The following is a 17320-nucleotide window of genomic DNA, read 5'->3' on the forward strand; positions in this document are numbered from 1 at the left end:
TCTGGATCAAAGCGGGTGACAGCGTGACGACCAACGGTCGTCACCCACCAGGGCGGTGGTCAAGCGGGGGTGGCGTTCAGTGCGGCGCTGCAGACCCGGTTGCGGCCGCCGGCCTTGGCCAGGTACAGCTGGCGGTCGGCTTCGGTGATCAGTTCGTGCAGGCTGTCATGCTGGGGGCGGATGCAGCACAGGCCGATGCTGACGGTCATGCGCAGCGCGGTGCCGGCGATGGGAACCTGCAGCGCGGCGATGCTCTGGCGCAGGGTTTCGAAGTACTCCACCGCTTCGTCCGGCGCCAGCCCGGGCACCATCAGGCAGAACTCTTCACCCCCGAAGCGGGCGACCAGATCGCCGCTGCGCGCGTGCGTGGCCACGGTATCGGCGCAGGCACGCAGCGCGTCGTCGCCGCCGTCGTGGCCGAAGGTGTCGTTGATGTGCTTGAAGTGGTCGATGTCCACCATCGCCACCGCGATCCAGTCGTCCTGCTGCTGCACGCCGTGCAACTGGCGCTGGCTGTGTTCCAGGAAGCAGCGGCGGTTGGGCAGGCCGGTCAGGAAATCGCGGGTGGCCAGATCCTGCAGGGTGCCGATCAGTTCCAGCTGGTCCACGTTCTGCGAGACGCGGCAGAAGAACTCTTCGCGCGAGAACGGCTTGCGCAGGAAGTCGTTGGCGCCGTTCTTCAGGAAACGGGGAATCAGCGAGGCATCGGTATTGCCGGACAGGCCGATCACCGCCACCTTGTCGCGCGAACGCTGCATGCGCAGCCGGCGGGTGAACTCCACGCCCTGCATGCCGGGCATTTCCTGGTCCACCACGGCCAGCCGGATGGACGGATGTGCATCGATCGCTGCCAGCCCTTTTTCACCGTCGGCCGCCTCATACACCGGGTGGCCGTACATGCGCAGCAGGGCGGCGGCATAGGCACGCGCGGACGGCGAATCATCCACCACCAGCGCGGCGATGCGGCGGTTGCGGTCCAGCCGCTGCACCAGCCACACCAGGTAATCCACGCTTCCGGGGGTGTTCTTCAGCACGTAATCGATGACTTTCTGTTCCAGCACGCGGCGGCGCACGTCTTCGTCATACACCCCGCTGACCACCACCGTCGGCAGGCCGCGGGAAACGAAGTAATCCACCACGGCTTCGCGGTCGCCATCGGCCAGCACCAGCCCGGTCAGCACCAGGAACCAGCCCTGTTCCTGCTCCAGCAGGCCGCCGGCTTCGGCCAGGGTCGAAGCCACCGTTACCTTCAGCTCCAGGCGCTGTTCGATGGCTTCACGCACCAGGGTGGTGAAGGTTCGCGAATTCTCCACCAGCAGGATGCGCTGGGGCAGGGGATCAACACCGGGGTCGCTTACGAAAGCGCCCTGCAGCAAGGCGGGCATGAGGCGTGCGCTCGGAACGGGCTGGGTCTTCAAGGCTATCGGCCGCTCCCCTGAAAACTTGAACTGCGTCACCAAATTAGATTGCGCAGCTTTACAAATGCCATCGTGGCGACCAGCAACGGGGTGCGCAGTAGGCGTCCGCCGGGGAAGGGCCGGTGCGGCAGCCGCTCGAATACCTCCAGCCGTCCGGCCTGGCCGGCGATGGCCTCGGCGATGACCTGCCCGGCCAGGTTGGCCGAGGCCACCCCATGCCCGGAAAAGCCCTGCGCGAAGTAGATGTCCGGGGTCAGCCGGCCCCAGTGCGGGGCGCGGCTGGGAGTGATGTCCACGTAGCCGCCCCACAGGTAGTCCAGCGGCACGCCGTGCAGCTGCGGGAACACCTGCCACAGGCGTCGCTGCATCACCGCTTCCAGTCCGGCCGGGGGCCGCGAGGAGTAACTGGCGCCGCCGCCGAACAGCACGCGGTGGTCGTGGCTGAGCCGGAAATAGTCCAGCACCAGCCCGGTATCGGACACGGCCATGTCGTTGCGGATCAGCGACCGCGCGCGCGCTTCGCCCAGCACCGGGGTGGCGCCGACATAGGTGCCGACCGGCATCACGTGGCGCTCCAGTTCCGGGGCGATGCCTTCCAGCCAGGCATTGCCGGCCAGCAGCACGTGGGCGGCGTGCACGGTGCCGGTGGCGGTACGCAGGGCAGGGCGCGGCGTGCGCTGCAGTTCCAGCACGGGCGTGTGTTCGTGGATCATCGCGCCGGCGGCGATCGCGGCATCGGCCAGCCCCTGCGCGTAGGCCAGCGGATGCAGGTGGCCGCTCAGCGGGTCGAACATCGCGCCCTGGTAGCGCGGGCTGTCCAGCTGCGCGCGCAGGGTAGCGCGGTCCCACCACTGCATGGGGTAGTCGTACTGGGTGGTCAGCCGTTCCGCGTCGCGCTGCAGCGCCTGCGACTGTCGCGTGGTGATCGGTACGTTGGCATGGCCGGACACCCAATGGCAGTCGATCCGGTGCTGGTCTATGCGATCGCGCAGCAGCTGCACGCCCTGGCGGGAGTAGTCGAACAGGGTGCGTGCGTCTTCCGCGCCGACCTGCTTTTCCAGCACGTCCACCTCGCAGCCATAGCCGACCAGCGCCTGTCCACCGTTGCGGCCGGAGGCCCCCCAGCCGATCCGGCAGGCTTCCAGCACCACCACGCGCAGGCCACGGCGCGCCAGTTCCAGGGCCGCCGAAAGCCCGGTGTAGCCGGCGCCGAGGATCGCCACGTCAACGTGGACATCGCCGTCCAGCGCCGGCAGCGGGGCGCGGGGTCGTACGCTGGCGGCATACCAGCTGGGTGGCAGGGCAGGGTCTTCGCGCAGGGCGTGCGTGGGGTCCATGGGCATAGTCTGGCGCAGTTGCCACGGTGATGGTGTGACTGCCGGTAAGGTTGCTGCGGTCATCTGCCGGGGTTACCGTGTGCGCAGCGCCGAGGACCTTCGCATGCGCCTTCCGCCCCTCGTGGGATTGCCGACCGACAGTACGCAGCAGGGCCATCATCGCTTCGCGATGGCCGGCGGGATGTATGTGCGTGCGCTGGTGGATGCCGCTGTGGTGACCCCGGTGCTGCTGCCCTCGCTGCAGCCGCCGCTGCCCGCGGGCGGCGGGCTGGCGCAGTGGCACGGCGGCCGTTCTGCCGTGGTCAATCCGGTACACGGCCAGGGAATCGACGCCCTGGCTGACGGCCTGCTGGCCGATGCGCACGCTGACGATGGCCTCGTCGAAGCCGCCCGCAGCCGCGGGCATTCCTTCGTGCCGGGCGTGCCGTGGCATCCGCAGTGGCGCGCCATCCACAATCCCTTCTATCACGCTGTGTTGCATGCGTTCGGCCAAGCTTGCCGGCAGCGACAACGATTTCAACAGGATTCCGCATGAGTACCGACAGCCGCACGCGCAGGATGCCAACGGAGGAAGATGCGCAGGAAAGCAGCCTGCTGCGCTGGCTGAAGGACCGCCGCATCACCGAAGTGGAGTGCCTGGTACCGGACATCACCGGCATCGCGCGCGGCAAGATCATCCCGGCCGACAAGTTCTCCCACGATTACGGCACGCGGCTGCCGGAGGGTATCTTCGCTACCACCGTCACCGGTGATTATCCGGATGATTACTACGAACTGACTTCGCCTTCGGATTCGGACATGGTGCTGCGCCCGGATCCGGAAACGGTGCGCATGGTGCCGTGGGCCACCGATCCCACCGCGCAGATCATCCACGACTGCTACACCAAGAACGGCCAGCCGCACGAACTGGCGCCGCGCAACGTGCTGCGCCGCGTGCTGGATGCCTACACCGAACTGGGCCTGCGCCCGGTGGTGGCGCCGGAGCTGGAGTTTTTCCTGGTGCAGAAGAACACCGATCCGGACTTCCCGCTGCTGCCGCCGGCCGGTCGCTCGGGCCGTCCGGAGACCGCGCGGCAGTCCTATTCCATCGATGCAGTGAACGAGTTCGATCCGATCCTGGACCTGATGTACGACTACGCCGATGCGATGAAGCTGGACGTGGATACGCTGATCCACGAATCCGGCGCGGCGCAGCTGGAAGTCAATTTCACCCACGCCGATGCGATGAACCTGGCCGACCAGGTATTCCTGTTCAAGCGCACCATGCGCGAGGCAGCCATGCGCCACGGGGTGTATGCCACGTTCCTGGCCAAGCCGATGGAAAACGAGCCGGGCAGTGCCATGCACATCCACCAGAGCCTGCTGCGGATCAGCGACGGAGCCAATGTGTTCGCTGGCGATGGCGATGGGGAAGGGGAGTTCAGTCCGGTGTTCGGGCATTACCTGGGCGGGCTGCAGAAGTTCGCGCCGCAGGCGATGGCGTTCTTCGCGCCCAACGTGAACTCCTACCGGCGATTGGTATTCGGCGAGGTGTCACCGAGCAACGTGCACTGGGGCTTCGACAACCGCACCTGCGGCCTGCGCGTGCCGATGGATACGCCGGACAACATGCGGGTGGAAAGCCGCTTTGCCGGTTCAGATGCCAATCCGTACCTGGCGATGGCGGCCACCCTGGCCTGCGGGCTGCTGGGCCTGCGGGGACAGCTGGCACCGGATGCGCCGATCAGCGGCAGCGCCAAGGAACTGGGCTACGACCTGCCGCGATCACTGGGCGAGGCACTGGATGGGCTGGAGCAGTGCGCCGAACTGCAGGCGCTGCTCGGCGAGCGCTTCTGCAGGGCCTATATTTCGGTGAAACGCAAGGAATACGAGACCTTCTTCCGGGTCATCAGTTCGTGGGAACGCGAGTTTCTGCTGCTGAATGTCTAGACAGTGGATACATTCGGCCGAGCATGGCTCGGCGCTACCCGTTCCGGCGCTGCGGCGTTAGGCTGGCAGCCGTCTGCAGGCCGGCATCGGCCCCCACCCCGCTATGGAGCCCCCTCCCATGAAGCTGCGTACCCTGACCCTCGGCCTTTCCGCCGCCCTGCTTGCCGCCTGTGGTGGCGGTGGTGGCAGCGGCACCGCGCAGGACAGCAAGGTCCTGAACGTCTACAACTACAGTGATTACATCGCCGAAGACACCATCCCGGAGTTCGAAAAGCAGAGCGGGATCAAGGTCACCTACGATGTGTTCGACAGTGACGAGATGGTGGAAACCAAGCTGCTGGCCGGCAACAGCGGCTACGACGTGGTGGTGCCGACGCTGAACTTCTTCGGCCGGCAGATCCAGGCCGGCGTGTTCCTGCCGCTGGACAAGGCGAAGATCCCCAACCTGGCCAAGCTCGACCCGAAGGTTATGGAGCGCATCGCCACCCAGGACCCGGGCAACAAGTACGGCGTGCCGTACATGATCGGCACCACCGGCATCGGCTACAACGTGGACATGCTGAAGGAACGTTTCGGCGGCAGCGCCGACATCGCCAACAGCTGGGACCTGGTGTTCAAGCCGGAAAACATCGCCAGGATGAAGGACTGCGGCGTGACCCTGCTGGACACCCCGGCCGACATGATTCCGGTGGCCATGCACTACCTGGGCCTGGACCCGCACAGCAACAAGCCGGCCGACATCCAGAAGGCCGGCGAGCTGCTGAAGTCGATCCGCCCGTACGTGCAGAACTTCCACTCCTCGCAGTACGTGGGCTCGCTGGCCAACGGCGGTACCTGCCTGGTGGTGGGCTGGTCGGGCGATATCATCCAGGCGCGTGACCGCGCCGAAGAAGCGGCCAACGGCGTGCACGTGGCCTATTCGATCCCGCGCGAAGGGGCGCCGCAGTGGTTCGACATGCTGGCCATCCCGAAAGATGCCAAGAACCCGGAAGCCGCCTACCAGTTCATCAATTACCTGCTGGAACCGAAGGTCGCCGCGGCCAACACCAACTTCATCCACTACGCCAACCCGGTAAGCGAGGCGACGCCGCTGGTGGACGAGGCGATCCGTACCGATCCGACCATCTACCCGCCGGCAGACGTGGCGGAGAAGATGTTCACCTATTCGATCAACACCCCGGAAACCGACAAGCTGTACACCCGCTTGTGGACGGAAATCAAAACCGGCCGTTGATCGGTGCGGTCAGCCAGCCAGATCCCCGCCTTCGGGCGGGGGCATGCTGGTGCCGGGGCAGGTGGCGGAGTTTGACGTGCTGTCCCAGTTGCGGATCTGCGGGCCCTGCCAGTGCTCGAACGTCATATCCGGCTTGCTCAAGCTGCTATAGACCATGCAGGTGTTCCAGTTCTGTATGTGCACCACGTTGGCGAACACCACTTTCTCCGGGTTGTATGCCACCCAGGTGAGCCTGTGGAGGCCGGCGCCCATCGGCGTGTACGCGTACTCCACGGTGTTGTTGTTGCCGATTGCATCACCGCTGACTCCCCAGAAGCTGGCCGTACAGCCGTCGTCGTGGAAATGGATGAGGAAGGCGCCGTTGGTGAAGTCCGACAGCATGGTCTGGCCGGTTCCGGGGTAGCCGGTGGGGCTGCAGGCCCAGGCACCCAGCGGTGCGCAGGCGAGGATCAGGGCGGCGAGGGGTCGGAGGGTGCGCATGGAAGGGGTCTCGGCTTCTGGGACTGCGGTGCAGGTACCGGGATGAGCGTGCCTGTCCACCGTGCCCAAGGTAAGAGCGGACCGCGACGCGCCGCAGTGGTGCGCCGCCGGCCGCCAACTGCCGTCATGTCGCTTCGGCACGGGCATGGCTAGAATGACGCCGCTGTCCACCATCCGCTCCCGGAGCCCCCCATGCCCGCTGAAGCCCTGCCGGAAGCCGTCGTCGCCGATACCCACGGTGAGCCCGGCTACCTGTCCATCCGTGACCTGCGCAAGGAATTCGACGGTTTCGTCGCGGTCGACGACGTCAACCTGGACGTGCGCAAGGGCGAGATCTTCGCCCTGCTGGGTGGCTCGGGCAGTGGCAAATCCACGCTGCTGCGTTGCCTGGGCGGGTTCGAAACGCCCACCAAGGGCAGCATCGTGCTCGATGGCCAGCCGCTGGTGGCGCTGCCGCCGTACAAGCGTCCGGTCAACATGATGTTCCAGTCCTACGCGCTGTTCCCGCACATGAGCGTGGAGCAGAACATCGCCTTCGGACTGAAGCAGGATGGGCTGGCAAGTGACGCGATACGCCGCCGGGTGGGCGAAATGCTCGAGCTGGTACACATGACCCAGCTGGCCAAGCGCCGGCCGCACCAGCTGTCCGGTGGCCAGCAGCAGCGCGTGGCGCTGGCCCGTTCGCTGGCCAAGGGGCCCAAGCTGCTGCTGCTGGACGAACCGATGGGGGCGCTGGACAAGAAGCTGCGCTCGCAGATGCAGCTGGAGCTGGTCAACATCATCGAAACCTCCGGGGTGACCTGCGTGATGGTCACCCACGACCAGGAAGAGGCGATGACCATGGCCACCCGCATCGCGGTGATGGACGCCGGCTGGATCCAGCAGGTGGGCAAGCCGGAGGATGTCTACGAGCAACCGGCCAACCGCTTCGTCGCCGGCTTCATCGGCTCGGTGAATTCGTTCGAAGGGGTGATCGACGAGGACCTGCCGGAGTACGTCACCGTGCGCTCGCCGGCGTTCCCCGCGCCGATCTACATCGGCCACGGCATCACCTGCTACGAAGGCCAGCCGGTCGCCTTCGCGGTGCGTCCGGAGAAGATCATGATCGGCAAGGACGAGCCGGAAGGGCATACCAACAAGGCCCAGGGCGTGATCGAGGACATCGCCTACTTCGGCAGCCATTCGGTGTACCACGTGCGACTGCCCAGCGGGGCCAGGGTGATGGCCAACTTCGCCAATTCGCAGCGCTGGGCCAGCGATGGCCTGACCTGGGGCGATGAGGTGTGGGTGCACTGGCGCGACAACGACGGCGTGGTGCTGACCTCATGAGCGCGGCCGTGCGCAAGCGCTGGATGCCGGGACTGCGCGATGCGGTGGTGGGCGTGCCGTATCTGTGGCTGCTGCTGTTCTTCGCGGTGCCGTTCGTGATCATCCTGATGATCTCCTTCGCGCATAACCGGGTGGGTTCGCCGCCGTACACCTGGCTGCTGCAGTACGTGGATGGCGCGCTTGCGCTGAAGCTGAACCTGGAAAACTACCTGCAGCTGGTGCGCGACCAGCAGTACGTGCTGGCCTATGTCAGCTCGTTCAGGATCGCTGCCATTTCCACCGTGCTGACCCTGCTGATCGGGTATCCGATGGCCTATGCCATCGCGCGCATGAAGCCCTCCACACGCAACATCATGATGATGCTCGTGGTGCTGCCGTCGTGGACTTCCTTCCTGATCCGCGTGTACGCCTGGATCGGCATCCTGGACCGCAACGGCCTGCTCAACCAGCTGCTGCTTAAAACCGGCCTGATCGACCAGCCGCTGCAGATCCTGTACACCCCGACCGCAGCCTACATCGGCATCGTGTACTGCTATCTGCCGTTCATGGTGCTGCCGTTGTATGCCAATCTGGTCAAGCATGACCAGCGCCTGCTGGAGGCCGCCTACGACCTCGGCGCCAGGCCGTGGCAGGCCTTCCTGCGCATCACTCTGCCGCTGTCCAGGGCCGGCATCATCGCCGGCTGCATGCTGGTGATGATCCCGGCGGTGGGCGAATTCGTGATTCCCGAAATGCTCGGTGGACCGGACACACTGATGATTGGCCGCGTGCTGTGGGGCGAGTTCTTCAACAACCGCAACTGGCCGGTGGCCTCGGCGGTGGCGGTGGTGATGCTGTTGCTGCTGCTGGTGCCGATCTTCCTGTTCAACCGGTCCCAGCAGCGCGTGCTGGAAGGAAAGCAGGCATGAGCACCCTGCGCGGTTACCGCTGGATGGGCTGGGGCGCGTTGGCGCTGGGCTTTGCCTTCCTGTACCTGCCGATCCTGCTGCTGATGGTGTTCTCCTTCAACAGCTCGCGGCTGGCCACGGTCTGGGCGGGTTTTTCCACCCGCTGGTATGGCGAACTGTTCAACGACCGCGCACTGATGGATGCGCTGTGGATGAGCCTGAAAGTGGCGTTCTGGACCGCCTGTGCGGCCACCGTGCTGGGCACGATGGCGGCCATGGTGATGACCCGCTTCCGGCACTTCCGTGGCAAATCCGCCTTCAGTGCGTTGATCACCGCGCCGCTGGTGATGCCGGATGTGATCCTGGGCTTTTCACTGATGACCCTGCTGGTGTCGATGGGCGGCATTCCCGGTTTCCCGGCACGGGGCGCGGCCACCATCTGGATCGCCCACGTGACCTTCACCCTGTCCTTCGTGACGGTGGTGCTGTCTTCGCGGCTGCAGGAGCTGGATATATCCCTGGAAGAGGCCGCGATGGACCTGGGCGCCAGCCGGCTGACCGTGTTCCTGAAGATCACCCTGCCGATCATCGCCCCGGCGCTGCTGGCTGGTTGGCTGCTGGCCTTCACCCTGTCGCTGGACGACGTGGTGATCGCCAGCTTCGTGGCGGGGCCCAGTTCGACGACGTTGCCGATGAAAGTTTTTGCTTCGGTGCGCATGGGCATCAGCCCGAAGATCAACGCACTGGCCACGCTGATGGTATCGGCGGTGGCGGTGGCCGCGGTGATCGGCTGGTATGTCACCGCGCGCGGCGAAAAACGCCGCCAGCGCGACCTGTTGCTGGCGCGCCAGGACAACGGGTGAGGGTATCGGGTGCCCTGCAGGCCCCCGACGCCGGGCCGGCTCAGCCGGTCAGAGAGGCCCCTTGTCGCGCAGCGTTCCGCTCAGATTGGTGAACTCCAGTCCTTCGCTGGTGATGTTGGTGTAGACGCGGTCTGCGAACCAGTCCTGGACCTGCGCGACCGTCGCCCGATGGACCGGCTCGATCCAGTAGAGAAGATAATGGTCCGGCGCTGTGGCGATGGCGGTGTATTCAACGGTTTCGGTTTCGCCCTGCTCGGGACCGCGGATGCCGACGTAGGTCATGGTGCGGCCATCTTCTTCGAACCGCAGTTCGTAGGCATTCTCGCCGAAATCCACCTCCACGACCCTGCCGATGCCGGGGTACGGATGGTGTGGATGCGTCTGCGGCGTGGGATTGGCCAGGGCGGCGGCGGCGGTCAACCCCAGCAGTGTGCTCATGATGATCTTCCTGTACACGACGTTTCCTTGTGGGCCTGTTTGAAGGCCGTGGATGGCGCTGGCGTGAGGGCTGGCGCAGAGGAAGTTTCACCGCCTGGGCCCAGCGGCGTAAGAGGGAAGCCGGTCGGGGATTGACGGCTGGTGCGATGTGTCCGTCTTACCCCGGGCCGGTAGATGAGAGCGACATCCGGTCGCACCCTCGGGTGCCGAGACAGCCGACCCGGCAACATCCGGCTCACGTTGGGCGGCGCAGAATGGATGCCTGACTTACAGGAGCCCTCCATGACCGTCGAGATCGTCAATCCCACCACCGGCCACGTGGACTATCGCCATGAGCTGCTGGACAAGGCCGGGATCGAACAGCGCCTGCAGGCTGCGGCCAGCGCCTTTTCGGCGTGGTCCGCCACGTCCCTGCAGGAACGCGCGAAGGTGCTGCGCGGCATTGGTGCCCAGCTGCGCGCCCGCAAGGACGACATCCAGGACGCGATGACCCGCGAGATGGGCAAACTGAAGGCCGAGGCGCTGGCGGAAGTGGAAAAATGCGCGGCCGCCTGCGAGTACTACGCCGACCATGCTGCCGACTACCTGAAGCCGCAGTTGATCGATACCGAGGCGCAGCGCAGCTACGTGCGCTACGAGCCGATCGGTTGCGTGTTCGCGGTGATGCCGTGGAATTTCCCTATCTGGCAGGTATTCCGCTTCCTCGCGCCGGCGTTCATGGCCGGCAACGTGGCCCTGCTCAAGCACGCCAGCAACGTGCCGCAATGCGCGGACCTGATCAACGAGGTGGTGCGCGCCGGTGGCCTGCCCGATGGCGTGTTCGATGTGCTGCATATCGACAACGACCAGGCCGCCGAGGTGCTGCGCGACCGCCGGGTGAAAGCAGTCACCCTGACCGGCAGCGAGCGGGCAGGGCGCTCGATCGCCGCCACCGCCGGCGACGTCCTGAAGAAGTGCGTGATGGAACTGGGCGGCAGCGATGCCTTTGTCGTGCTCGATGACGCGGACCTGGACAAGACGGTCGAGGCGGCGGTGAAGTCCCGCTTCGACAACAGCGGACAGACCTGCATCGCGGCCAAGCGGTTCATCGTGGTCGAGGCGGTGGCTGATGCCTTCACCGAACGCTTCGTCGCCGCAGCCGGCGAGCGTCGATATGGCGATCCTGCCGACGCGCGGACCACGCTGGCGCCGATGGCGCGGGCCGACCTGCGCGATGAACTGCACAAGCAGGTCCAGGCCAGCGTTGCCAAGGGCGCGCGGGTACTGGCCGGCGGCGAGCCGGTGGCCGGCAGCCACGCAGGGTATCCGGCAACCGTGCTGGACCAGGTCGGGCCGGGCATGCCGGCCTATGATGAAGAGCTGTTCGGCCCGGTTGCCGCGGTGATCCGGGTGAAGGACGAAGCGGACGCCCTGAGGGTGGCCAACGATACCCGCTTCGGGCTGGGTGGCAGCGTGTGGACCACCGATGCGTCGCGTGGCGAAGCGTTCGCGCAACAGATGGAGTGCGGCGCGGCATTCGTCAATTCCATCGTCAAGAGCGACGTGCGGCTGCCGTTCGGCGGCAGCAAGGAGTCCGGTTTCGGCCGCGAACTGGCCGAGCACGGCATCCATGAGTTCATGAACATCAAGACGATCTACGTGGCCTGAGCGCTACCGGTTACAGCCAGCGCACGCGCTTGAACAGCCGGAACAGGCCCACGCAGACTGCGCCGACGCCGATGATCATCGCCGGGTAGGCCCACGGCTGATCCAGCTCGGGCATGTGGGTGAAGTTCATGCCATACCAGCTGGTGATCAGCGTCGGTGCCGCCAGCAGGGCGGCCCAGGCGCCGAGGCGCTTGACCGTTTCGCCCTGCGCCAGCGTGACCAGTGACAGGTTGACGCTGAGCGCGGTGCCCAGCATCTCGCGCAGCGTATCGATCACATCGCTGATCCGCACCGCATGGTCATGCACATCGCGGATGTACAGCTTGACCTCATCGGGCACCAGCCCGGCTTCAGCGGGATAGCGTCTCAGCGCCGAGAGTACGTCCTGCAGCGGAGCCACTGCCATGCGCATCTTGTTGAGCTCGCGCTTGAGTTCGTACAGGCGCACCACGGTGCTGCGCTTGTAGTTCTCGGCGAAGATATCTTTTTCCAGCAGCTCCAGCGTATCGCGGAAGCGGTTGGTGATCGGCAGGTAGTTGTCGACTACGAAGTCCAGCACCGCGTACAGGCAGTACGAGGGGCCCATCTTCAGCAGATGCGGCTCGCGCTCCACGCGTGCGCGCACCGGTGCATAGGACAGCGACGCGCCATGCCGCACGGTGACCAGGAAGCGAGGCCCCACGAAAGCATGGGTTTCGCCGTACTGGATGCGCTCGTCGACCATCTGCGCGGTGGTGACCACCACGAACATCGAGTTGCCGTAGGTTTCCACCTTCGGCCGCTGGTGTGCGTTGCGCGCGTCTTCGATGGCCAGGTCGTGCAGGCCGAATTCCTCCTGCAGTTTCAACAGGACCGAATCGGCCGGATCGTACAGGCCGACCCATACGAAGCCGTTACCGCTGGCGATCACGTCGCTGATCGCATCCAGGCTGATGTCATGGCGTTTGCCATCATCGTCATAATGGACACAGTTGATGACGCACGCGGGGTTGTGCGGGGCGGGGCCGGTGGTATCAGGCAGGGTCATGCCACGTATCCTGCGTCAGTGTGCGTGAAGCGCCAATCGCGGCAGGCGTCGGCCCAGCACCCAGGCCAGCGCGGCGTGCACGGGCAGCAGCAGCACGATCCACTGGATGTTGTACTGCGCCTGCAGGCTGAGCCAATGCAGCACCAATCCCGCCACTGACAGCATCGCAACGCTCCACAGGGTGATGCGGAACAGGCGGCCGGGGGCGCGACGGCGCAGCAGCGCGACCGCGCCGGGCAGCAGCAGCAGGCACAGCGGTGAAAGCTGCAGCAGGTTGCGGTTGGCCCATGCGGCGTGGTGGTCGCTGAAGCCCCACAGGAACACCAGCAGGCCGCCGGCGATCGTGCTGAAGGTCCAGAACGGCAGCGCCAGCGCGGCCAGCAGGCGCGGCCGCCGACGCAGCGCAATCACCCCGGCGCCCAGCCCGAGCCCGAGTACCAGCCACGGCCACCAGGCACGCGCGCGTTCAGCCGGTTCGGCATCGATGCGGTGGGCCAGCAGCTGTTGTTCGGACTGCACCAGCGGACGCCCTTCGCTGTTGCGCGCCTGGCGCAGCGCATCGGCCAGCCGCATCGGCACGAAGGCCTCCTGCCAACGCGACAGCGGCTGGTCGGCGAACGGGCCCAGGCCCAGGTCGAAGCCGAGCCACATCCACGGTGCGGGCGATGCCAGGCGCACTGATTCGCTGCGGTAGGTGTTGCCGCGCGATCGGCCGGACAGCTGCGCGTGCAGGCCGCCGTCCAGTGCCTTGTCCAGCGTGTCGCGCACCATCGTGGCGCAGTTGGCGGTGTAGTAGTCGTAGCGGTAGCGTGCGTTCTCCGGCTTGGCACGTTCGGCCAGGTCGGCGGCCAGTGCACGCGCCTGCGCCGGGTCCAGGTCGAGCCACTGCACGCTGGCGCCGCGGCCGGCCTGGTCGTAGTAGCCCAGGTCCTGCTCCAGCGGCAACGCGACCAGGTAATACATCATTTCGCCACGCACGAAGCGGCTGATGAAATCAGGCTCACCCGGGTCGAAGTAGCCGAAGTTGTACGAGGTGGCGGCGCCGCTGACCGGGTCGACCACCACGATCGCATCGTGGCCGAAGCGCTCGAAGAAGATCGTGCCCGGCTGCATGGTGACCACGCCGATGCGCGGTACCGCCGGGTCGGTTGCTGCGCGGGCAACCGACTCGGCCGCGGGCTGCTGCGCCAGTGCCCGCATAGGCAGGCCCAGCAGGCCGGCCAACAGCAGTACCGCCAGCCAGCAGCTCAGCAGCGTTCCAGTGCGAAGGTTCAAGCGTTTTCCTGCTCGTCCGCCGGCAACACGGTCACGTGGAAAGCCTGCACGCGACGGGCGTCGGCACGGGCAACACGGAACATGAAGCGGTCCAGGGCCAGCTCGTCGCCGATCTCCGGCAGGTGGCCGATGGCTTCGGTGACCAGTCCGCCGATGGTGTCGTAGTCATCATCGGGGAAGGTAGCGCCGAAGCGCTCGTTGAAGTCGCCGATGGCGGTCAGCGCATCCACCACGTACTGGCCGTCGGCCTGGATGGCGATGCCGGCGGTCGGATCTTCGGCTTCGTCGTGCTCGTCGTCGATCTCTCCGACGATCTGTTCCAGCACGTCCTCGATGGTGACCAGCCCGGCGACGCCGCCGTACTCGTCGACCACGATGGCCATGTGGTTGCGCGACAGGCGGAATTCCTTCAGCAGCACGTTCAGGCGCTTGGCTTCGGGGATCAGCACTGCCGGCCGCAGCAGCTCGCGGATGTTGCCCGGACCGTTGTCGGCGACCACGCCGCGCAGCAGGTCCTTGGCCAGCAGCACGCCGAGGATGTCGTCCTTGTTGTCGCCGTGCACCGGGAAGCGCGAATGGCCGGATTCGACCACCTGCTGCATCAGCTCCAGGAACGGGGCCTCCACCGGCAGCGACACCATCTGCGAACGCGAAATCATGACATCGCCCACGGTCAGGTCGGCAACCGAAATGGCGCCTTCCATCATGCGCAGGGTGTCGGCCGCGATCAGGCCGTCTTCGTGTGCTGTGTGCAGCACCGCAACCAGCTGGTCGCGCGTATGCGGTTCACCGGAAAACGCAGCACCCAGGCGTTCAAGCCAGCTGCGTTTCTTCTCACTGTGCTCCTGTGCGGAGCTTGTACTGTCGTCTTCAGACATCTCGGGAAAAAAGGCACCCGGCAGGCCGGGCGATGGACGCAGTCTAGCAGGATGGCGGGACGTGCAACGCGTCTGCCGCCGACGCCAGGGGCCGGCCCCGAAGGCCGTGTTCAGCCCTCTGCGGACGCCATCGGGGCCGGGGCAGTCGCTTCTTCCGCCGGCAGGTCCAGGCTGTAAGTGCAGCCCGCCAGGGTCTGGCCGGGGTGGCTGCGGACGGTGGACACGCTGAGGATGATCGACTCGATCATGGGCTCACCGGTCTTCGGATCGGTGGTGTCCCGGCTGACTACTTCACGCCCGGCCATGAACTTGCCGTCTGCGTCGTAGGCGGTCTCCAGCTTCAATTCGCCGGCCAACGGCCGCGGATCGTCCAGGTCGAGCACGGCCATGACGCTGGCGCCGGCCAGCGCGATGTGGTCGGTCTGCCGGCCGAACACCGTGGCGGGGTTGGCCAGGCGGAATTCGGTCATGAACTGATTCTGCTGTGGCATCGGCTGCAGGCCGAGTGCGACCGCCTTCAGCGGATCGGCGGTGGCAGCGCCAAGGGCGGCATGCTCGGCGATTCCCTGGCGGCACTCGACCAGCGCCGGAATGTCCACGCCGGCGGCGGCGGCCGGCAGTGCAGGCAACAGGATCAGCAGGGCGATGCGGGCGGGCAGTGTCATCGGAAATCAACGGGCGTGCGCTGGGCAGGATGCCCGATGATAGCGGCACCACGCCGGTGACGACCAACGGTGTCCTGCCAAGCGTGCTGTGCCGGTCAGCGCAGACGCTGCTCGCTGCGGGTCCACCAGCGCCAGGCCGGACCGGCTGCCAGGACCGCGCCGACGGTACCCAGTGCGGTCACCGCCATGCCGCTGTTCGGGGACAGCGGCAGCCAGCCTGCACCCAGCGCGCAGGCCGCGCCGAGAACGAGCAGCAGGGGAGCGACGGCGGTCGGACGTTGTTCCAGCATCACAGCCTTCCTGGCATGAAATCGACGCGGGATTGAAGCACGAACCCCATGGCCTACGGAAGAGCCGCCAGCGACAGCTTCAGCGCTCGCCGGCATAGGGATCGGAAATGCCGAGCTCGGCCAGGATCTCGCGCTCCAGCTGTTCCATCGCGTCGGCTTCCTTGTCGTCCTCGTGGTCCCATCCGAGCAGGTGCAGCACCCCGTGCACGGTAAGGTGCGCATAGTGGGCGTTGAGCGCCTTGGCCTGTTCGTCGGCTTCGCGTGCCACCACCGGCGCGCAGATCACCAGGTCACCCAGCAGCGGGAATTTCACCCCCTTCGGCAAGCCTTCGGGCAGTTCGGCCGGAAAGCTGAGCACGTTGGTGGCGTAATCCTTGCCGCGGTAGTGGCGGTTGAGGGATTGACCTTCCTTGGCATCGACCAGCCGGATGGCAAGATCCGCCTCGCGGATGCGGCCTTTCAGCGCCGCCGCCACCCACTTCCGGAAACTCACCGCCGAGGGCAGCCCGGTGCGGGGCAGGGCATAGCTGACCGCAACATCAAGGCGGACGGGGCCCTTGGTCATGGGGTGGCTCCGGGCTGGATTTCGTGCAGGTCGCGACGGTCATAGGCGGTGACGATACGGGCCACCAGCGGATGGCGCACGACATCGCGGGCCTCCAGGAAGGTGAAGCTCACCCCCTCGACATCACGCAGCACGTCGATGGCATCGCGCAGGCCGGACTTCACATGCTTGGGCAGGTCGGTCTGGGTCAGGTCGCCGGTGACCACGGCGGTGGAGCCATAGCCCAGCCGGGTCAGGAACATCTTCATCTGTTCGATGGTGGTGTTCTGTGCTTCGTCCAGGATCACGAACGCGTCGTTGAGCGTGCGGCCGCGCATATAGGCCAGCGGCGCGATCTCGATCACGTTCTTTTCCAGCAGTTTGACGACCTTTTCCACGCCCAGCATTTCATACAGCGCGTCGTACAGCGGGCGCAGGTACGGATCGACTTTCTGGGACAGGTCGCCGGGCAGGAAGCCGAGCTTCTCGCCGGCTTCCACTGCCGGGCGCACCAGGATCAGCCGCTGCACGCGCGATTCGTTCAGTGCTTCCACCGCGCTGGCCACGGCCAGGAAGGTCTTGCCGGTACCGGCCGGGCCGATGCCGAAATTGATGTCATGCGCGGCGATCTGGTGCAGGTAGCGGGCCTGGTTGGCACCGCGTCCGCGTACCGTGCCGCGCTTGACCTTGATCGCCACGTCCTGCGCCTCGTAGGCGCGTTCGGCGATGTGCTCCACGTTGGCCTGGTTCAGCCGCAGGTGGATGGCCTGGCTGTCGAAGGTGACTTCGGCGGCCTCTTCGTACAGGGCCTCGACCAGCTTCTGGGCTTCGGCGGCGGCTTCGGCCGGTCCGGTGATGCGGAACACGTGGGCGCGGTTGGCGATCTCCACGCCGAGTTTCAGTTCGATCTGGCGCAGGTGGCCATCGAAGGGGCCGCTCAGGTTGGCAAGCCGTTCGGTGTCTTCCGGAGACAGGGTGAAATCGCGGTGGGCAAGTGCGGTCATTGCATCAGGCGGCACCGCCGGGACGACCGTGCCGCAGGGCTTGGAATGGGACAACAGAGTAGCGCTGTCATGCAC

18 protein-coding genes are annotated in these 17320 nt (G+C 66.1%); 7 read left to right on the forward strand and 11 right to left on the reverse strand.

Annotated elements, in window-relative coordinates:
• Positions 1 to 59: 59 nt before the first annotated feature.
• Together CXG43_RS11060 and CXG43_RS11065 are read right to left on the reverse strand one after the other, a co-directional pair.
• A complete protein-coding gene (locus tag CXG43_RS11060) occupies positions 60 to 1385 on the reverse strand; it encodes a diguanylate cyclase (protein ID WP_101100001.1) in 1326 nt (441 codons plus the stop codon).
• Between the two features lie 68 nt (positions 1386 to 1453).
• Entirely contained in the window at positions 1454 to 2755 is a 1302-nt protein-coding gene (locus CXG43_RS11065; protein WP_232767739.1) for an FAD-binding oxidoreductase, read from the reverse strand.
• Positions 2756 to 2858: 103 nt separating this feature from the next.
• Here CXG43_RS11065 and CXG43_RS11070 point away from each other — a divergent pair, with 103 nt between their 5' ends.
• The 3 genes from CXG43_RS11070 (at position 2859) to CXG43_RS11080 (ending at position 5918) form a co-directional block, all read left to right on the forward strand.
• Entirely contained in the window at positions 2859 to 3290 is a 432-nt protein-coding gene (locus CXG43_RS11070; protein ID WP_101100122.1) for a gamma-glutamyl-gamma-aminobutyrate hydrolase family protein, read from the forward strand.
• A complete protein-coding gene (locus CXG43_RS11075) occupies positions 3287 to 4684 on the forward strand; it encodes a glutamine synthetase family protein (RefSeq protein WP_042614383.1) in 1398 nt (465 codons plus the stop codon). Before CXG43_RS11070 ends, CXG43_RS11075 begins: the two co-directional genes overlap by 4 nt.
• Before the next feature lie 118 nt (positions 4685 to 4802).
• On the forward strand, positions 4803 to 5918 hold the full coding sequence (locus CXG43_RS11080; protein ID WP_101100003.1) for a polyamine ABC transporter substrate-binding protein: 1116 nt from the start codon (positions 4803 to 4805) through the stop codon (positions 5916 to 5918).
• Between the two features lie 9 nt (positions 5919 to 5927).
• On the opposite strand, the gene CXG43_RS11085 is transcribed toward CXG43_RS11080, so the two are convergent.
• On the reverse strand, positions 5928 to 6398 hold the full coding sequence (locus CXG43_RS11085) for a hypothetical protein (protein ID WP_101100004.1): 471 nt from the start codon (positions 6396 to 6398) through the stop codon (positions 5928 to 5930).
• Positions 6399 to 6590: 192 nt separating this feature from the next.
• Here CXG43_RS11085 and potA point away from each other — a divergent pair, with 192 nt between their 5' ends.
• The 3 genes from potA to CXG43_RS11100 are packed head-to-tail and all read left to right on the forward strand — an operon-like array spanning position 6591 to position 9477.
• On the forward strand, positions 6591 to 7727 hold the full coding sequence (potA, locus tag CXG43_RS11090; protein WP_101100005.1) for a polyamine ABC transporter ATP-binding protein: 1137 nt from the start codon (positions 6591 to 6593) through the stop codon (positions 7725 to 7727).
• The gene (locus CXG43_RS11095; RefSeq protein ID WP_101100006.1) at positions 7724 to 8635 is read left to right on the forward strand and encodes an ABC transporter permease subunit; all 912 of its coding nucleotides are present in this window, start codon (positions 7724 to 7726) and stop codon (positions 8633 to 8635) included. Before potA ends, CXG43_RS11095 begins: the two co-directional genes overlap by 4 nt.
• Positions 8632 to 9477: an ABC transporter permease subunit gene (locus CXG43_RS11100; protein ID WP_042614388.1), complete on the forward strand. Its 846-nt coding sequence runs from the start codon at positions 8632 to 8634 to the stop codon at positions 9475 to 9477. Before CXG43_RS11095 ends, CXG43_RS11100 begins: the two co-directional genes overlap by 4 nt.
• A 48-nt stretch (positions 9478 to 9525) precedes the next feature.
• On the opposite strand, the gene CXG43_RS11105 is transcribed toward CXG43_RS11100, so the two are convergent.
• Complete coding sequence (locus CXG43_RS11105) at positions 9526 to 9915, reverse strand: hypothetical protein (protein WP_101116151.1); 390 nt, start codon at positions 9913 to 9915, stop codon at positions 9526 to 9528.
• 282 nt (positions 9916 to 10197) lie between these two features.
• Between CXG43_RS11105 and CXG43_RS11110 the strand changes: the two genes are divergently transcribed.
• A complete protein-coding gene (locus tag CXG43_RS11110) occupies positions 10198 to 11562 on the forward strand; it encodes an NAD-dependent succinate-semialdehyde dehydrogenase (protein ID WP_101100008.1) in 1365 nt (454 codons plus the stop codon).
• Positions 11563 to 11572: 10 nt separating this feature from the next.
• On the opposite strand, the gene CXG43_RS11115 is transcribed toward CXG43_RS11110, so the two are convergent.
• From CXG43_RS11115 to CXG43_RS11145, 7 genes are all read right to left on the reverse strand, one after another.
• Positions 11573 to 12589, reverse strand: coding sequence for a magnesium and cobalt transport protein CorA (locus CXG43_RS11115; RefSeq protein WP_101100009.1), 1017 nt, complete (start codon positions 12587 to 12589; stop codon positions 11573 to 11575).
• A gap of 15 nt (positions 12590 to 12604) precedes the next feature.
• Positions 12605 to 13864 carry a DUF4105 domain-containing protein gene (locus tag CXG43_RS11120; protein WP_101100010.1) on the reverse strand — a complete coding sequence of 420 codons (1260 nt, stop codon included), beginning with the start codon at positions 13862 to 13864 and terminating at the stop codon, positions 12605 to 12607.
• Positions 13861 to 14742: a transporter associated domain-containing protein gene (locus CXG43_RS11125; RefSeq protein ID WP_042614392.1), complete on the reverse strand. Its 882-nt coding sequence runs from the start codon at positions 14740 to 14742 to the stop codon at positions 13861 to 13863. Before CXG43_RS11125 ends, CXG43_RS11120 begins: the two co-directional genes overlap by 4 nt.
• Positions 14743 to 14852: 110 nt before the next feature.
• Positions 14853 to 15407 (reverse strand): hypothetical protein, encoded by a 555-nt coding sequence (locus CXG43_RS11130; RefSeq protein WP_101100011.1) that lies wholly within the window; start codon positions 15405 to 15407, stop codon positions 14853 to 14855.
• A 95-nt stretch (positions 15408 to 15502) separates the two neighbouring features.
• Positions 15503 to 15697: a hypothetical protein gene (locus tag CXG43_RS11135; RefSeq protein WP_042614394.1), complete on the reverse strand. Its 195-nt coding sequence runs from the start codon at positions 15695 to 15697 to the stop codon at positions 15503 to 15505.
• Positions 15698 to 15776: 79 nt separating this feature from the next.
• Positions 15777 to 16262: an rRNA maturation RNase YbeY gene (gene ybeY, locus CXG43_RS11140; protein WP_042614395.1), complete on the reverse strand. Its 486-nt coding sequence runs from the start codon at positions 16260 to 16262 to the stop codon at positions 15777 to 15779.
• The gene (locus CXG43_RS11145) at positions 16259 to 17245 is read right to left on the reverse strand and encodes a PhoH family protein (protein WP_101100123.1); all 987 of its coding nucleotides are present in this window, start codon (positions 17243 to 17245) and stop codon (positions 16259 to 16261) included. The genes ybeY and CXG43_RS11145 overlap by 4 nt, the downstream gene beginning before the upstream one ends.
• Positions 17246 to 17320: the final 75 nt, after the last annotated feature.

This window comes from Stenotrophomonas sp. Bg11-02 (assembly GCF_002836635.1).
Classification (GTDB): Bacteria; Pseudomonadota; Gammaproteobacteria; order Xanthomonadales; family Xanthomonadaceae; genus Stenotrophomonas; species Stenotrophomonas lacuserhaii.

What these genes read in the sequence shown, in the direction of transcription:
- CXG43_RS11095 (WP_101100006.1), top strand. Translation starts at nt 7,724, where the DNA reads ATGAGCGCGGCCGTGCGCAAGCGCTGGATGCCGGGACTGCGCGATGCG.
- CXG43_RS11105 (WP_101116151.1), bottom strand. Translation starts at nt 9,915, where the DNA reads ATGAGCACACTGCTGGGGTTGACCGCCGCCGCCGCCCTGGCCAATCCC.
- CXG43_RS11085 (WP_101100004.1), bottom strand. Translation starts at nt 6,398, where the DNA reads ATGCGCACCCTCCGACCCCTCGCCGCCCTGATCCTCGCCTGCGCACCG.
- CXG43_RS11125 (WP_042614392.1), bottom strand. Translation starts at nt 14,742, where the DNA reads ATGTCTGAAGACGACAGTACAAGCTCCGCACAGGAGCACAGTGAGAAG.
- CXG43_RS11110 (WP_101100008.1), top strand. Translation starts at nt 10,198, where the DNA reads ATGACCGTCGAGATCGTCAATCCCACCACCGGCCACGTGGACTATCGC.
- potA (WP_101100005.1), top strand. Translation starts at nt 6,591, where the DNA reads ATGCCCGCTGAAGCCCTGCCGGAAGCCGTCGTCGCCGATACCCACGGT.
- CXG43_RS11070 (WP_101100122.1), top strand. Translation starts at nt 2,859, where the DNA reads ATGCGCCTTCCGCCCCTCGTGGGATTGCCGACCGACAGTACGCAGCAG.
- CXG43_RS11135 (WP_042614394.1), bottom strand. Translation starts at nt 15,697, where the DNA reads ATGCTGGAACAACGTCCGACCGCCGTCGCTCCCCTGCTGCTCGTTCTC.
- CXG43_RS11130 (WP_101100011.1), bottom strand. Translation starts at nt 15,407, where the DNA reads ATGACACTGCCCGCCCGCATCGCCCTGCTGATCCTGTTGCCTGCACTG.
- CXG43_RS11100 (WP_042614388.1), top strand. Translation starts at nt 8,632, where the DNA reads ATGAGCACCCTGCGCGGTTACCGCTGGATGGGCTGGGGCGCGTTGGCG.
- CXG43_RS11145 (WP_101100123.1), bottom strand. Translation starts at nt 17,245, where the DNA reads ATGACCGCACTTGCCCACCGCGATTTCACCCTGTCTCCGGAAGACACC.
- CXG43_RS11080 (WP_101100003.1), top strand. Translation starts at nt 4,803, where the DNA reads ATGAAGCTGCGTACCCTGACCCTCGGCCTTTCCGCCGCCCTGCTTGCC.
- CXG43_RS11075 (WP_042614383.1), top strand. Translation starts at nt 3,287, where the DNA reads ATGAGTACCGACAGCCGCACGCGCAGGATGCCAACGGAGGAAGATGCG.
- CXG43_RS11065 (WP_232767739.1), bottom strand. Translation starts at nt 2,755, where the DNA reads ATGGACCCCACGCACGCCCTGCGCGAAGACCCTGCCCTGCCACCCAGC.
- CXG43_RS11115 (WP_101100009.1), bottom strand. Translation starts at nt 12,589, where the DNA reads ATGACCCTGCCTGATACCACCGGCCCCGCCCCGCACAACCCCGCGTGC.
- ybeY (WP_042614395.1), bottom strand. Translation starts at nt 16,262, where the DNA reads ATGACCAAGGGCCCCGTCCGCCTTGATGTTGCGGTCAGCTATGCCCTG.
- CXG43_RS11060 (WP_101100001.1), bottom strand. Translation starts at nt 1,385, where the DNA reads ATGCCCGCCTTGCTGCAGGGCGCTTTCGTAAGCGACCCCGGTGTTGAT.